Source organism: Nonomuraea sp. B208, from assembly GCF_057536035.1.
This window is the reverse complement of record NZ_BAAJOU010000020.1, coordinates 58,730-73,573: the sequence shown is the minus strand read 5'-3', so window position 1 is coordinate 73,573 and position 14,844 is coordinate 58,730. Positions and strand designations below refer to the sequence as shown.

The following is a 14,844-nucleotide window of genomic DNA, read 5'->3' as shown; positions in this document are numbered from 1 at the left end:
GCACGTGCCAGTCCGCCGTCACCACGCCAAGCACGAGCAGTCCGAGTCCCGTCAGGATGAGGGGCGCGGCGACGCCGATGCGGGGCGCCGGGGAGGAGAAGGTCCCGTCCGTGGCTCCTGGGCCGGGGCCGGCACGGCCGCGAAGACCTCGGCCGCCTGCTCCGTCATCACCAGGCGGAGGTGCAGCGGCTTCACCCTCACGTAGTCGAACGCGTCGCGGATCTCTGGATCGTGCAGTGCCCGGGGGACCGGGTGAGCGCGGCCGAATAGAGGTCACGCAGAGCGGGATCCTCGTGAAGGGGGTTGGTTGGCCCGCACGAGCACGATGAGTGGCGTGGCCTGCGGGGGCAAGGCGATGGGCGACGGCGCGGGGCTCAGCGCGGGTGATAGGTGATCGATTGGAAGGGCCAGTGCGTGGAGAGCCAGGCCGTCACGGCCTCGTACAGGGGCAGGTCCAGTTCGGCCCGGTCGGCGCGGACCCAGGAGGACACCTTGGCGTCGTGGTCGTCGCGGCGGGTGGGGTAGATGTAGACGCATCCGATCACGTCGCCGGTGGCAGAGTCGAGGACGGTGTAGGTGAATCCCCGGCGCCGGGCGAAGTCGTCGGCGTGGCGTTCCAGGTCGGCGAGGTTCGCCTCCAGGGTCATGCCGTTCACGGGCGGCCATTCTCGGTCGTGGAAGCCCGGAGTGGCGCGGATGTGCTCGATGCTGCCGGCCCAGGCGGCGTGGTCGGCGGCGTTGTGCTGCGGGCCCAGGGGTTCCAGCCGGAACCGCGGGGTGACCAGGTGCGAGGGGACGGCGAAGTCGTCGGGGACGAAGGGATGATCGCTCATGCGGCCGAGGCTATGAGCTCATGGGGTGCGGGAGGAAGGCCGGGCCGGGTGGAGGCGGGCCTTGCGCCGGGCCGTCCCGGTGAGCGGGTGGCCCGGCGCAAGGTGCCCGGTTGCTGAGCGCTTCAGCGAGCTGGTGCTGGCTGAGCGCTTCAGCAGGCTGGTGCTGGCTGAGCGCTTCAGCGGCTGGTGCTACTGGGGGAGGATGAGCAGGGAGTCGCCGACGCCGCGTTCCACGCCGTCCGAGGGCCGGTTGACCAGCTTGTTCTTCACCACCATGGCCGTCGAGCCGCCGCCGTCGAGGTTGACCGCCTGGCGGGCGCCGAGCCAGCGCATGAGCTGGGCGGCCTCGTGGAAGTTCGCGCCCACGGTGACGCCCGGCTGGCGGCCGTCGATGGTGGCGAGGATGAGGCTGCCGTTCTTGGTGACGCCGAGCAGGGTGCGCGGGTGGCGGCGCAGGATCATGTTGATCGAGTCGTGGCCGTCCCGCTTGGCGGTGATCTGGACCTGGCCGTTGCGGACCAGGTTGACGTTGCCCGCGATGACGTGGAGGTCGGGGGTGAGCTTGAGCGCCTTCCTGGTACGCAGGTCCACGACCCTGGTGTCGACGCGTACGGTCCAGTCCTGCCAGGCGTGCTGGTTGAGCCAGTCGGCCGAGACGCCGTTGCCGTGCAGCACCCGGGTGCCCTTGGCGATGGCGGCGCCGGAGGCGCGCAGGCCCAGCACCTTGCCGTTGGCGTCGAGGACGGCGTCGGTGCCGCCGGTGGGGGTCTTGGCGCCGTACTCCTCGGTGTAGAGGATGAGCTCGTCCACGGCGGCGGCCCGGTTCACGCCGTTGGCCTGGGCCTTCTCGCCGTCCTGGGAGATCACGGTGACGGTGGTGGCGAGCTCGGTGATCCTGACGGAGCGCCCCTGGAGGACGACCGCGGTACGGCCGGGCACGGCCTCGCTGAGCAGCTTGCCGCCGACCACGGACGCGCCGACGGGCTCGCCGCGCAGGTTCCTGGCGGTGTGGATGTTGAAGAAGCCGCCGTTGACGCCGACGATCGCGCCCGCGGCCTTGGCCATCGCGGAGACCGTCTCGCGCTTGGCGACGCTCGCGCCGAGCGAGGCCGCGTACGAGCCGCGGAACGCCTTCGCGTCGATCATGACGACCTTGACGTCCCAGGGGCCGGTGGTCTGCAGCCCGTCGTCGCCGAGGTAGTCGACCTTGACCTTCAGGCCCGCTTCCTTGAGCGTCTTGGCCGCCTCCTCGGCCTTCTTCTTGTCCTTGAGCGACCACAGGCCGACCCGGACCATGTAGACGGTCTGCGAGGGGGCGTCGGCGACGCTCGGCCGGATCACCTCCTGCACGCTCGGGGTCTGGCCGGCGGCCTCGACCTCGGCGGCGACGGCTTCGGCGGTCGGCCGGGTGCCGTAGTCGCGGCCGCTCGGCATCAGGAGGGTGAGCGTGTAGCCGTCGGTCGCGCTGCCGGCTTTGACGTCGTACAGGTCGATGCCCGGCGCGACGGCGGTCATCGCCTTGGTCGGCACGGACTTGGCTCCCAGCGGGAACCTGGCCGACGGGAAGGCCACCGCCGCCTGTTCCGCCGCGACCGAGGCGGCGGGCAGCGTGGTGACGGTGATCGCCGCGGCTATGGCCAGGCCGCCGGCGAGGGTGCGTCGAGACATTAACTCTCCAGAGGGCACGAAAAGGGACCGCACCATACTGACGAGATCAAGGTTCGCAGGACAGGCGAACACGCGAATTGGCCGCAGGGATTACGAAAGAGACAGCCACCTTGGTTACAATTTCGGTATGAAGCGCATCTGCCTGTGGTGGCGGCCGACGGACGGCCGCTGACACCGCATGCAGAGGGCCGTCTCCGGACGGCCCGCCGACCATGCGCCGGGGTCCTCCTGGGACGGCATCGACCAAGGAGGAGACCCCGATGGACCACGTCGTGCTCACCGGCGACCGCCCGACCGGGCCGCTGCATCTCGGCCACTACTTCGGCTCGCTGGCCAACCGGGTGCGGATGCAGGACGAGCACCCCATGTACGTCCTGATCGCCGACTACCAGGTCATCACCGACCGCGACAAGCCCGGCGAGATCCAGGCGAACATCACCGACCTGCTGCTCGACTACCTGGCCGTGGGGCTCGACCCGGCCAAGGTGACGATCTTCCAGCACAGCGCGGTGCCCGAGCTCAACCAGCTGATGCTGCCGTTCCTGAGCCTGGTGTCGGTGTCGGAGCTGAGCCGCAACCCCACGGTGAAGGACGAGATCGCGCACAGCTCGCAGGCGGCCGTGAGCGGGCTGATGTTCACCTATCCGGTGCACCAGGCGGCCGACATCCTGTTCTGCAAGGGCACGCTGGTGCCCGTCGGACGGGACCAGCTGCCGCACGTGGAGGTGACGCGGCTGATCGCGCGCCGGTTCAACGAGCGTTACGGCGAGGTGTTCCCGCTGCCCGAGGCCGTCATGGGCGAGCGTTCCCTGCTCAAGGGCCTGGACGGCGGCAAGATGAGCAAGAGCCGCGGCAACGCGATCGCGCTGAAGGCCACCGAGGACGAGACGGCCGCGCTCATCAGGAAGGCCCGCACCGACGCCGACCGGCTGATCACCTTCGACGAGGAGCGCCGCCCCGAGGTGGCGAACCTGCTCACGCTGGCGGGCCTCTGCCTCGGCCGCAAGCCGCGGGAGCTGGCCGACGAGATCGGCGACGGCGGCGGCCTCGCGCTCAAGCGCCTGACCACCGACGCGGTCAACGACTTCCTGCGGCCGATCCGGGCGCGGCGGCGCGAGCTCTCGGCCGCCGGGGCGCGGCGGGTGCTGGAGGAGGGCAACGCGCGGGCCCGCGAGCGGGCCGCGGACACCCTGCGCGAGGTACGCGGCGCGATGGGCTTCTGAAGAGCCCTGCCGCTGCTACCGGACCGGCTCGGCGTCGTCGGCCGCGCCGGTCCGCCCGCAGAACACCTCGTCGACGAGCCGCTGCGTCGCCTTCTGGAACGTCTCCGACAGCGACAGCGCGGCGTCGTCCACGTAGGTCAGCCCGGCGGTCATGGTCGTGCCGCCGTCGGGCGTGCTGTACATGAGCGCCGCCGAGCCCGCCATGCCGCCGTTGTGGTGGAAGATGGTGCCGCCGCACTCCGTCTCCTGCGCGAACACCCCCAGGCCGTAGCCGATCTTCGGGTCCGGCCGGCGCATCTCGGCCAGCAGCGGGGCCGGGAGGAGTCTGCCGCCCATCAGCGCGGAGAAGAACGTGTGCAGGTCCCGGGTGGTGGAGATCAGGTCGCCGCCCGCGGAGATCCAGGACGGGTTCTGGCGGGTGACGTCGACCGTCTTCTCCTGGCCCGCGTCCTCGTAGCGGTAGTAGCTGTGGGAGTGCGGCCCGGGGATCTCCGTGGCGGTGCCCGGCGCCACGGTCTCCGTCATGCCGAGTGGCCCGAGGATCAGCCGCTGGAGCTCCTCGGCGAACGAGCGGCCGGTGACCTGCTCGATCAGCAGCCTGGCCACCACGTAGTTGGTGTTGGAGTAGCTCCAGTCGGCGCCCGGCTCGAAGCGGGCCGGCTTGGACAGCGCCAGCCGTACGAGCTCTTCCGGCTGGTAGGTCTTGAGGCGGTTGTCCACCCACTCCCGGCCCGACCAGGGGATGCCCGGCGCGAAGGTGCCGTCGTCGTAGTACTCGCCGGTGAAGTTGAACACGCCGCTGGTGTGCTGCAGCAGCATCCGCGCCGTGATCCGCCGGTCCAGGCCGAACTCGGGCAGGTGGTCGCCGGCAGGGGCGTCCAGCCCGACCCTGCCCTCGGCCACCAGCCCCAGCACCGTGGCCGCCACGAAGGGCTTGGTGGCGCTGCCGATGCGGAAGCGCCCGTCCGTCGGCGGCTGCTCGCTCTCGCCCAGCTTGCGTACGCCGGCGCTGCCGGTCCACTCGCCCCGCGCGTCGTGCACGCGCAGCTGCAACCCGACGAAGCCGGAGTCGGTGATCTCCTGGATGGCCTGCCGCAGCTCGGGACGGTCCTGGCCGGTGAGGGTGAGGGACATGATGTGCGCTCCTTCAGGTTCTTGCCGTGTTCTTGGCATTCACCATCGCGGGGCGCGCTGACACGGGGCCGCCGCCGTGCTGACACGGGTGCTGAGACGGGCCTTTAGGTGCGGCTGTCGCGGCGGAAGGACTCCAGGGCGAGGAGCGCGACGTGCAGCGACAGGCACGACTCGACGTCGTCGAGGTCGGTGTCGAGGATGCGTTCGAGCCGGCGCAGCCGGTCGTAGAAGGCGGGCCTGGACAGGTGCGCCTTCTGCGCGGCGACCGCCTTGTTACGCCCCGAGTCGAGGTAGACGCGCAGGATGCGGGTGAGGTCGCCGCCGCGCTGGGCGTCGTGCGCGAGCAGCGGCCCCAGCTCCCGTTCGGCGAACGTCTGCAACCGCGCGTCGTCGCGCAGCAGGTGGAGCAGCCCGCGCAGGCGCAGGTCGGGCAGGCGGTAGAAGGCGCGGCCGTCCGGCTGGCGTACGGCCACGTCGGCGACCTGCTCGGCCTCCAGGAAGCTGCGGCGTACGTCGCGGATGGACTCCACCACGGACCCGGCGGCGAGCACGAACGCCGCCCCGGGCGGCCACAGCATGCGCAGCCGGTCGGCGAGGGTGGTCAGCGCGGCCTCGGCCTGGGTGCGCGGCGGCAGCGGCAGCAGGACGCCCACCCGCTCCTGGTCCAGCGCGCCGACGAGGGCGGGCAGCCGGGCGTCCCTGCAGGCCCCGGCGGTGGCCTCGGCCAGCTCGCCGAGCTGGGCCTGGCCGTCGAGCGCCTGGTCGGCCGGGTCGGTCGGCCTGATGACGACGCTGACCAGCTTGCGTCCGGTCAGCGGCACGCCGACGGCGCGGGCGCGGGCGGCGGCCTCGTCGGGGTCGGCGTAGGCGTGGGTGAGGATGCCGGTGATGATCGTGCCGTGGGCCTGGCGCTCCAGCGACTCCTGGTGGCGTTCGAGCAGGCGGCCGAGGGCGAGCGTGGTGGCGGCGCGTTCGGCCAGCACCAGGTCGCGCGGCGACGGCGGGGCGTCGCAGACGAGGATGAGCCGGCCCCAGTCCTGGCCGCGCGCCCCGACGGTGGTGACGAGCCAGCCGGAGGCCGGGTCGTAGGCCGTGCGCCCGGGCGGCGCCACCGCCCGCGACCGGGTCTCCCAGCCGGCCAGCAGGATGCCCGCGTCGCGCCCGGCGGACTCGCAGGCCAGCACCTGGTGGGCGAGGTTCTCCAGCAGCACCGGGCGGCCGGCCAGCCTGGCCACCTGGGCGAGGACCTCCGTCGGCGAGGCGCCCTCGACCGACAGCTCGGTGAAGACCTCGTGGAGCTGCTCGGAGGCCCGCAGCTCCTCAAGCTGGATGTCGATGATCCGGGCGTGCACCGACTCGGTGATCTGGACGAACGGAGTCTCCCTGGTCAGCACGATGACCGGCAGCCCGTGCTCCTCGGCGGCCTTGAGCACCGCCCGCGGCAGCTCGCGGACGAACCGGCGGCCGAGCTCCACGACCAGCCCGGAGGCGCCGACGTCGGCCAGCGCGCCGATGTAGTCGGCCAGTTTGTCGGGGTCGTCGGGCAGTGCCACGCCGGTGGTCAGCACCAGCTCGCCGCCGCGCAGCAGGCCGGCGATCTCGGCGATCTCGCCGACGTGCACCCACCGCACCCGCGTGTCCAGCCGGTCGGCGCCCGCGACCACGCGCGGGCCACCCCGGCGCACGGTTTCGAGTTCGAGGACGTCGGCGATGGTGGGGAGCACGGGGCAGAGCCTAGCCGATCGATCTGTAAGAACGGGAATGCGTCACTTTACGCTCTGTCAGGAGCCGAGGTCGTCCTCGCGGTATTCCCCGCGGGGCTCGCGCACCCGGAGCTCGACCCGGCGGATCTTGCCGGAGATCGTCTTGGGCAGCTCGCCGAACTCCAGCCGCCGCACCCGTTTGTACGGGGCCAGCCCCCGCCGGCAGTGCTCGAAGATCGACCGCGCCAGCTCCTCGCCGGGCTCGAACCCGGGGGCCGGCGTGACGTACGCCTTGGGCACCGCCAGGCGCACCGGGTCGGGGGCGGGCACCACGGCGGCCTCGGCCACCCCCTCGTGCTCCAGCAGCACGCTCTCCAGCTCGAACGGCGAGATGCGGTAGTCGGAGGCCTTGAAGACGTCGTCGGTGCGGCCGACGTACGTGATGTAGCCGTCGGCGTCGCGGGTGGCGACGTCGCCCATGTGGTAGTAGCCGTCGCGCATCGCCTCGGTCGAGCCGCCCACGTAACCGGCCATGAGGCCCATCGGCCGGCGGCCGTCGAGGGGGAGGCAGATCTCGCCGTCGTCGCCCTCCACGCCGGTGTGCGGGTCGAGCAGCACGATCTCGTAGCCGGGCAGCGGCCGGCCCATCGAGCCCGGCTTGACCGGCTCGCCGGGCGGGTTGCCGATCTGCGCGGTGGTCTCGGTCTGGCCGTAGCCGTCGCGGATGGTGATGCCCCACGCCTTGCGCACCTGGTCGATGATCTCCGGGTTGAGCGGCTCGCCGGCGGCCACGGCCGCGCGCAGCGGCAGCTTCCAGGCGGCGAGGTCCTCCTGGATGAGCATCCGCCAGACGGTCGGCGGGGCGCAGAACGTGCTCACGCGCTCGTCCCGCAGCACTTCGAGCAGCGCAGGGGCGGAGAAGCGGCGGTAGTCGTGGACCAGCACGGTCGCGCCGGCGTTCCACGGCGCGAAGACGTTGCTCCAGGCGTGCTTGGCCCAGCCGGGCGAGGAGACGTTGAGATGCACCTCGCCCGGGCGGACGCCGATCCAGTGCATCGTGGACAGGTGGCCCACCGGGTAGGAGGCGTGGGTGTGCTCGACCAGCTTCGGCTGGGAGGTGGTGCCGGAGGTGAAGTAGAGCAGCAGCGGGTCGCCGGCCCTGGTGGGCCCGTCGGGCTCGAAGCCGGGCGGGGTGTCGTACGCCTCGTGGAAGGGTAGCCAGTTGTAGGCGTCGCCGACGGCGATCCTGGTGAACTCGCCCGGCCCGAACTTCCCGGCGTCCTCGGCGCCCGCGATCACGTGCGCGACGCCGCCGCGCTCGATCCGCTCGGCGACGTCCTTGGCCGTGAGCAGCGTGGTGGCGGGGATGACGACGGCGCCCAGCTTCATCGCGGCCAGCAGCGCCTCCCACAGCTCGGGCTGGTTGCCCAGCATGAGCAGGACGCGGTCGCCGCGGCGCACGCCCTGGCGGCGCAGCCAGGTCGCGACCTGGCCGGAGCGGGCCGACAGCTCGGCGAAGGTGTAGCGGGCCGGGTGGTCACCGACGATCTTGAGCGCCACGGCGTCGGGGGTCTCGGCGGCGAGCACCCCGTCGAACCAGTCGAGCGCCCAGTTGAACTCCGTCAGCTCCGGCCAGCGGAAGTCGCGGCGGGCGGTGGCGGGGTCGGCGTTCAGCAGGAGGTCGCGGGCGGCGCGGAAATCGCTCATGTCCGGGATCCTGCTACGCCGGCAGCCGTCGCTCAAGGCCGTCGAGCACCGACACCAGGCCGAAGTCGAAGGCCATCGCGCGCATGACCCTCGGGTCCTCGGGGGCGACGGTCTCGATCCCCTTCATGAGCTCGGGGTGCCCGGCGGCGACCTTCGCGAGCGCGGCCTGCGCCGCGGCGGTGTCCCAGACGCCCTCCACCGTGGTGTCCCAGGCGATCTCCGGGATGGTCATGCCGAAGATGTAGGCGGTGAGCGTGGCGCCGGCGAAGTCGATGTCGGCGCCGGCGAACCCGGCCAGCCTGAACGTGCGCCGCATGCGCTCGCTGACGCCGATCGCGTGCGGGCCGAGCGCGGGCAGGCGGCCGAGGAGGTCGGCCGACCAGGGGTGGTTGAGCATCGCCCGGCGCATGCTGTGGGCCAGGACGGAGGAGACCTCGCGCCAGTGCGCCTCGTCGGGGTCGGGGACGGTGATCTCGGCCCACACCTCGTCGTAGGCCAGCTCCAGCAGGTCGTCCTTGGTGGCGACGTACCAGTAGATGCTGGTGGCGCCGGACATCAGCTTCGCGCCGAGCTTGCGCATGCTGAGCCCCTTGAGCCCTTCGGCGTCGAGCAGCTCCACGGCAGCCCTGACGATCTCCTCGCGGCTGCGTCCGGGGCCGGCGGGCTTGCTGCGCGGCTCGCGGGTCCAGACGGAGGTGAACTGCCTGCTCATGGCTCCAGGATAAATCCACTCGCACGGTGTACGAGGACTGTCGTACAGTGTGCGAGTGACCTCGAACACTGTACGAGACCCTCGTCGCTGGTGGATTCTCCTCGTCCTGTGCCTGGCCCTGCTGGTCCTGGTCGTCGACAACACCGTGCTGAACCTGGCGATCCCCTCGCTCAACAAGGAGATGGGCGCCACTCCGTCGGACATCCAGTGGATCATCGACGCGTACGTGCTGGCCTACGCCGGCCTCCTGCTCACCTCGGGAGCCCTGTCCGACCGGTACGGCCGCCGCCGCCTGCTCATCATCGGCCTGGTCTTCTTCGGCGGCGCCTCGCTGCTGGCCGTGCTGGTGACGGAGCCCTGGCAGCTCATCGCCGCGCGGGCGCTCATGGGCGTCGGCGGCTCGCTCGTCATGCCGTCCACGTTGTCGATCCTGCTGACCGTCTTCGACGAGGACGAGCGGCGCAAGGCGATGGCCGCCTGGAGCGCCGTGGCGCTGGTCGGCCTGGTGTCGGGCCCGACCCTCGGCGGCTTCCTGCTCGCGCACTACTGGTGGGGCTCGATCTTCCTGCTGAACGTGCCGATCGCGGCCGTCGCCGTCGTCGCCGCCCTCGTGCTCATGCCGGAGAGCCGCAGCGAGAGCCGGCGGATCGACCCCGTGGGCGTCGTGCTGTCCAGCGCCGGCCTCACCGCCGCCGTCTACGTGATCATCGAGCGCGAGTGGAACATCCCCGTCATCGCGGTGGCGGTGCTCGCGCTGGCCGCCTTCGTGGTGTGGGAGCGCCGGCAGGACCAGCCGATGCTGCCGCTGCACTTGTTCGCCGACCGCAACTTCGGCGGCGCGTCGTTCTCGATCCTGCTGATGTCGTTCGGCGCGGGCGCGGTGATGCTGATGCTCACCCAGTACCTGCAGTTCGTGCTGGGCTACTCCGAGATCCAGGCCGGGCTCGCCATGCTGCCGTACGCCGTGGCCGCCGCCGTCTTCAACGGCGTGGGCGCGGGGCTCGGGCAGCGGGTGAGCAACCGGGTGCTGGTCGGCGCCGGGCTGGCGCTCATGGCGGGCGGCTTCGTCGTCATGGCCCTGACCACCGGCTACGGCGGGCTGCTCGCCGGGCTGGTCGTCATGGGCGTCGGCGGCGGGCTGGCCGGGCCTTCGGCGTACGCCTCGCTGATGAACGCGATCCCCGTCGAGCACGCCGGCGTGGGGTCGGCGCTCAACGACACCGTCCAGCAGGTCGGCGTGGCGCTCAGCATCGCGGTCCTCGGCAGCGTGCTGGCCGGGCGCTACACCGCCGAGATGCCCGCCGGTCTGCCGGAGGCGGCCAGGGAGTCGATCGGCGGGGCGCACCTCGCCGGCCTGGCCGAGCCCGCGAACGCGGCCTTCACCTCCGCCATGCATCTCGGCTCGTGGGTGGGCGCGGCGTTCTGCGTGGCGGCGGCCCTGCTCGCCGTGTCGGTGCTGCGCCCGGCGAAGCCCGCCGCCGAGCAGGAGCCGGTTTACAGCTCGTAACCCGATTTTCCGGTAAGCCGACACATTGCACGTATGAGGACGGGGAGCGGGACGGGATACTCGATAGCATGTCGGAGCTACTAGCGCGCCATCGGGCAGTGATGCCGAACTGGCTGGCGCTCAACTACAACGAGCCCATCGAGATCGTCAGCGGCAAGGGCAACCGGGTCGTCGACGCCGACGGCAAGAGCTACCTCGACTTCTTCGCCGGCATCCTGACCAACATGATCGGCTACGACGTGCCCGAGGTGCGCGAGGCCGTCGAGCGTCAGCTCGCCACCGGCGTCGTGCACACCAGCACGGTCTACCTGCTCCGCGGCCAGGTCGAGCTGGCCGAGAAGATCGCCCGGCTGTCCGGCATCCCCGACGCCAAGGTCTTCTTCACCAACTCCGGCACCGAGGCCAACGAGACGGCGCTGCTGCTGGCCACGTACGCGCGCAAGAGCGACCAGGTGCTCGCCATGCGGCAGAGCTACCACGGCCGCAGCTTCGGCGCGGTCAGCGTCACCTCCAACCGGTCCTGGAAGAACAACTCCCTCTCCCCGCTCAACGTGCACTTCCTGCACGGCGCCGACCGGCACCTGACGCAGTTCAAGGGCCTGTCGGACGCCGACTACATCGCCGCGTGCGTGGACGACCTGCGCCACGTCCTCGCCACGGCCGTCTCCAACGACGTGGCGGCGCTCATCGCCGAGCCGATCCAGGGCGTGGGCGGGTTCACCATGGCGCCCGACGGGCTGTTCGCGGCGTACAAGGAGGTGCTGGACGAGCAGGGCATCCTGTTCATCTCCGACGAGGTGCAGACCGGCTGGGGCCGCACCGGCAGCGCGTTCTTCGGCATCCAGGACCACGGCGTCACGCCCGACGTGATCACCTTCGCCAAGGGGCTCGGCAACGGCTTCGCCGTGGGCGGCCTCGTGGCCCGGGGCGACCTCATGGACGGCCCGCACGCCGTGGGCCTGTCCACCTTCGGCGGCAACCCGATCTCCATGGCCGCCGCCAACGCCACCCTCGACTACGTGCTCGACCACGACCTCCAGGCCAACGCGGCGCGCACCGGGGCCATCATCATCGACGGGCTCAAGGAGGCCGCCAAGCGGCTGTCGGTCGTCAAGGACGTACGCGGCAAGGGCCTGATGTTCGCCGTCGAGCTGGAGAGCCCCGCCCAGGCGGCCCGCTTCATGGAGGAGACCAAGAGGGCGGGCCTGCTGGCGGGCAAGGGCGGCCTCTACGGCACCGCCATCCGGATGGCCCCGCCGCTCACCCTCACGGTGGAGGAGGCGGTCGAGGGTCTCGGCATCATCGTCGGCGCCCTGGAGACCATCGACGCGGAGGCGGCGCAGCAGTGAAGTCGGTCACCCACTGGATCAACGGCGCCCCCGCCGAGAGCGGCTCGGGCCGTACGGCCGAGCTGTTCAACCCGGCCACCGGCGAGGTGTCCGGCCACGTCGCGCTGGCGGACGTCGCCGACGTGGACGCCGCGGTCGCCGCGGCGGTCGCGGCCTTCCCCGCCTGGCGGGACGCCTCCCTGGTCAAGCGCGCCCAGGTGCTGTTCCGCTTCCGCGAGCTGATGGTCGCCCACCGCGACGAGCTGGCCGCGCTGATCTCCGCCGAGCACGGCAAGGTGCACTCGGACGCGCTCGGCGAGGTGGCCCGCGGCCTGGAGGTCGTCGAGTTCGCCTGCGGCATCCCGCACCTGCTCAAGGGCGGCTTCAGCGAGGGCGTCTCGACCCGGGTCGACTCCTGGTCGATCCGCCAGCCGCTCGGCGTGGTGGCCGGGATCACCCCGTTCAACTTCCCCGCGATGGTGCCGATGTGGATGTTCCCGCTGGCCATCGCCTGCGGCAACGCCTTCGTGCTGAAGCCGTCGGAGAAGGACCCGTCGGCGTCGCTGCTGATGGCGCGGCTGTGGCAGGAGGCCGGGCTGCCCGACGGCGTGTTCAGCGTCGTCCAGGGCGACAAGACGGCGGTGGACCGGCTGCTGGAGCACCCCGACGTGCGCGCCGTGTCGTTCGTCGGCTCCACCCCGATCGCCCGCTACGTCTACGAGACCGGCACCGCCCACGGCAAGCGGGTGCAGGCGCTCGGCGGCGCCAAGAACCACATGCTGGTGCTCCCCGACGCCGACCTCGACCTGGTGGCGGACGCGGCGGTCTCGGCCGGGTTCGGCTCGGCGGGTGAGCGGTGCATGGCGATCTCCGTCGTGCTGGCCGTGGACCCGGTCGGCGACGAGCTGGTCAAGAAGATCACCGAACGGGTGGACAGGCTCGTCCTCGGCCCCGGCGACGACCCCAAGTCCGAGATGGGCCCGCTGGTCACCCGCGAGCACCGCGACAAGGTCGCCTCCTACCTGGACCTCGGCGTCGAGGAGGGCGCGGAGCTGGTCGTGGACGGCCGGCACACAGCGGTCCTGGGCGGCGGCACGGCGGCCGACGCGCCGGGGTTCTGGCTCGGGCCGACGGTCCTCGACCGGGTGCCGCCCGGCTCGCGCACGCACACCGAGGAGATCTTCGGCCCGGTGCTGTCGATCGTGCGCGTGGGCTCGTACGAGGAGGGCCTGGAGCTCATCAACGGCGGCGAGTACGGCAACGGCACGGCCATCTTCACCAACGACGGCGGCGCCGCCCGGCGCTTCCAGAACGAGGTGGAGGTCGGCATGGTCGGCATCAACGTGCCGATCCCGGTGCCGATGGCGTTCTACAGCTTCGGCGGCTGGAAGGCGTCGCTGTTCGGCGACACGCACGTGCACGGCACCGAAGGCGTGCACTTCTACACCCGCGGCAAGGTGGTCACCTCCCGCTGGCTCGACCCCTCCCACGGGGGCGTGAACCTGGGCTTCCCCACCAACAAGTGAGCCCTCGGCCCGGGTCCCGGTAAGCTCCTTGGCACCGGGGCGAGGGGACCCGGGCAAGAGGGGGCATCGTGCATCGCCGACGTACGTACGCGCTGGCGCTCGCCACGGCGGCGCTGGTGTCCGGCACGGGCGCGGCGAGCCCGACCCTCTCCCCGTCGCCCACCCCCACCGCTTCCGCCACGCAGAGCGACGGCACGCTGCAGATCCTCACCTACCGGGGCTTCGCCGAGTACGGCGGCGTCAGCCCCCGCTTCAACTGGGTGGGCGACTTCGAGAAGGAGACCGGCTGCCGCATCGCCAAGCTCGACACCGTGCAGACCGCCGAGGACATGATGCGCCAGCTCCAGGCCAGGTCCTACGACCTGGTCTCGGCCGGCCCCGCGCTCGCCGCCGGCCTCGTCGCGGCCAAGCAGGTGCAGCCCGTCGAGCCGGCGAAGATCAGCAGTTACGGCGACCTCGACAAGCGCTTCCGCGACATGACGACGGTGTCCGGCAAGGTCTACGGCGTCCCCTACCTGTGGGGCTACCACGAGTTCGTCTACGACCCGGCCCGGGTCAAGGGCGAGCTGAAGGAGGCGTTCGCCTCCGAGCGCGCGGCGCTCCGCGACAGCCCGATGACGATCGCCGACGCCGCGCTCGCGGCCGGCGAGGACGATCCCTACGCGCTCACCGAGGAGCAGCTCGACGCGGCCATGAGGCTGCTGGAGGGGGCGAAGGAGCGCACCTACTGGTCCAACCCGCTCGACCTGGTCAAGGGCTTCGCCACGGGGGAGCTGGACTACGCGCAGGCCACCCCTTACTACCGGCTGCTGCTGCAGAAGGCCGGCAAGCAGGTCAAGACGGTCCCGGCGGGCGAGACGACCGGCTGGGTCGACTCCTGGATGCTGGGCGCCAACGTCCCCGACACGTCCTGCGCCTACCGCTGGCTCAACTGGATGGCCGCGCCGGACGCGCAGCGCGACGCGGCCGCGTGGGTGGGCCTCGCGCCCGCCAACGACAAGGCGTGCAAGGGGCGGGCCAGGCAGGTCTGCCAGATGTACGGGGTGGGCGACGCCAAGAGGCTGTCGCGGGTGCGTTTCGCCGAGCGGCCGCCGGCGGACTGCCGGGCGGGGGAGGGCGGGTGCCCTGACTACGACGCCTGGGCCGAGCGGTGGCGCGAGCTGGCGAAATAGAGCCGGAGCGCGGTACTAACGGGACGGGAAGGCCACCACGGTGGCGAGGGGCGCGGGCATGAGGGCCTCGGCGCAGTCGGCGCAGGCCAGCACGGCCGAGTCGTCGGGCAGCCGGCCCACGCGCACGCGCGGCCGCGGCCACCGCTTGTGGCAGACGACGCACACGTCACCCTCGCGCTGAGCCCAGCTCAGGCCCTCAGGGTCGAACGTCAACATACTCCGCGCCGTTCTTGTCGGACCCCAGTTCATCACGTTCCCAGCAGCCATCGCCCATCCGTACGTCGGATCCGTTATAACCCCTGACCGTGGCCATGAGCGTCCAGCTGAGCGT

The 14,844-nt window shown here is 71.7% G+C and carries 12 protein-coding genes; 5 read left to right on the top strand and 7 right to left on the bottom strand.

Annotated features, from left to right (window positions below; genetic code table 11):
• Window positions 1–374: 374 nt before the first annotated feature.
• Window positions 375–833 (bottom strand): GNAT family N-acetyltransferase, encoded by a 459-nt coding sequence (locus tag AC27IY_RS15535; RefSeq protein WP_487178359.1) that lies wholly within the window; start codon window positions 831–833, stop codon window positions 375–377.
• 189 nt (window positions 834–1,022) lie between these two features.
• The gene (locus tag AC27IY_RS15530; RefSeq protein ID WP_487178358.1) at window positions 1,023–2,501 is read right to left on the bottom strand and encodes a phosphodiester glycosidase family protein; all 1,479 of its coding nucleotides are present in this window, start codon (window positions 2,499–2,501) and stop codon (window positions 1,023–1,025) included.
• Between the two features lie 260 nt (window positions 2,502–2,761).
• Here AC27IY_RS15530 and trpS point away from each other — a divergent pair, with 260 nt between their 5' ends.
• A complete protein-coding gene (gene trpS, locus AC27IY_RS15525; protein WP_344205271.1) occupies window positions 2,762–3,724 on the top strand; it encodes a tryptophan--tRNA ligase in 963 nt (320 codons plus the stop codon).
• 15 nt (window positions 3,725–3,739) lie between these two features.
• On the opposite strand, the gene AC27IY_RS15520 is transcribed toward trpS, so the two are convergent.
• From AC27IY_RS15520 to AC27IY_RS15505, 4 genes are all read right to left on the bottom strand, one after another.
• A complete protein-coding gene (locus AC27IY_RS15520) occupies window positions 3,740–4,858 on the bottom strand; it encodes a serine hydrolase domain-containing protein (protein ID WP_487178357.1) in 1,119 nt (372 codons plus the stop codon).
• A 104-nt stretch (window positions 4,859–4,962) separates the two neighbouring features.
• Complete coding sequence (locus AC27IY_RS15515; protein ID WP_487178356.1) at window positions 4,963–6,582, bottom strand: PucR family transcriptional regulator; 1,620 nt, start codon at window positions 6,580–6,582, stop codon at window positions 4,963–4,965.
• A 57-nt stretch (window positions 6,583–6,639) separates the two neighbouring features.
• Window positions 6,640–8,268, bottom strand: a complete 1,629-nt coding sequence (locus AC27IY_RS15510) for an AMP-binding protein (protein ID WP_487178355.1) — start codon at window positions 8,266–8,268, stop codon at window positions 6,640–6,642.
• Between the two features lie 13 nt (window positions 8,269–8,281).
• Complete coding sequence (locus AC27IY_RS15505) at window positions 8,282–8,980, bottom strand: TetR/AcrR family transcriptional regulator (RefSeq protein WP_423445547.1); 699 nt, start codon at window positions 8,978–8,980, stop codon at window positions 8,282–8,284.
• A gap of 55 nt (window positions 8,981–9,035) precedes the next feature.
• Between AC27IY_RS15505 and AC27IY_RS15500 the strand changes: the two genes are divergently transcribed.
• The 4 genes from AC27IY_RS15500 (at window position 9,036) to AC27IY_RS15485 (ending at window position 14,513) form a co-directional block, all read left to right on the top strand.
• On the top strand, window positions 9,036–10,487 hold the full coding sequence (locus AC27IY_RS15500; RefSeq protein WP_487178354.1) for an MFS transporter: 1,452 nt from the start codon (window positions 9,036–9,038) through the stop codon (window positions 10,485–10,487).
• 68 nt (window positions 10,488–10,555) lie between these two features.
• Window positions 10,556–11,836, top strand: coding sequence for an aspartate aminotransferase family protein (locus AC27IY_RS15495; protein ID WP_344205264.1), 1,281 nt, complete (start codon window positions 10,556–10,558; stop codon window positions 11,834–11,836).
• Window positions 11,833–13,341, top strand: a complete 1,509-nt coding sequence (locus tag AC27IY_RS15490; RefSeq protein ID WP_487178352.1) for a CoA-acylating methylmalonate-semialdehyde dehydrogenase — start codon at window positions 11,833–11,835, stop codon at window positions 13,339–13,341. Before AC27IY_RS15495 ends, AC27IY_RS15490 begins: the two co-directional genes overlap by 4 nt.
• A 68-nt stretch (window positions 13,342–13,409) precedes the next feature.
• A complete protein-coding gene (locus AC27IY_RS15485) occupies window positions 13,410–14,513 on the top strand; it encodes an extracellular solute-binding protein (protein WP_487178351.1) in 1,104 nt (367 codons plus the stop codon).
• 15 nt (window positions 14,514–14,528) lie between these two features.
• Here the strand turns inward: AC27IY_RS15485 and AC27IY_RS15480 are convergent, their stop codons facing one another.
• Window positions 14,529–14,729 carry a hypothetical protein gene (locus AC27IY_RS15480; protein ID WP_344205259.1) on the bottom strand — a complete coding sequence of 67 codons (201 nt, stop codon included), beginning with the start codon at window positions 14,727–14,729 and terminating at the stop codon, window positions 14,529–14,531.
• Window positions 14,730–14,844: the final 115 nt, after the last annotated feature.

Coding starts and splice junctions, on each gene's coding strand:
- AC27IY_RS15535 (WP_487178359.1), bottom strand. CDS start 833: ATGAGCGATCATCCCTTCGTCCCCGACGACTTCGCCGTCCCCTCGCAC.
- AC27IY_RS15530 (WP_487178358.1), bottom strand. CDS start 2,501: ATGTCTCGACGCACCCTCGCCGGCGGCCTGGCCATAGCCGCGGCGATC.
- trpS (WP_344205271.1), top strand. CDS start 2,762: ATGGACCACGTCGTGCTCACCGGCGACCGCCCGACCGGGCCGCTGCAT.
- AC27IY_RS15520 (WP_487178357.1), bottom strand. CDS start 4,858: ATGTCCCTCACCCTCACCGGCCAGGACCGTCCCGAGCTGCGGCAGGCC.
- AC27IY_RS15510 (WP_487178355.1), bottom strand. CDS start 8,268: ATGAGCGATTTCCGCGCCGCCCGCGACCTCCTGCTGAACGCCGACCCC.
- AC27IY_RS15505 (WP_423445547.1), bottom strand. CDS start 8,980: ATGAGCAGGCAGTTCACCTCCGTCTGGACCCGCGAGCCGCGCAGCAAG.
- AC27IY_RS15495 (WP_344205264.1), top strand. CDS start 10,556: ATGTCGGAGCTACTAGCGCGCCATCGGGCAGTGATGCCGAACTGGCTG.
- AC27IY_RS15480 (WP_344205259.1), bottom strand. CDS start 14,729: ATGTTGACGTTCGACCCTGAGGGCCTGAGCTGGGCTCAGCGCGAGGGT.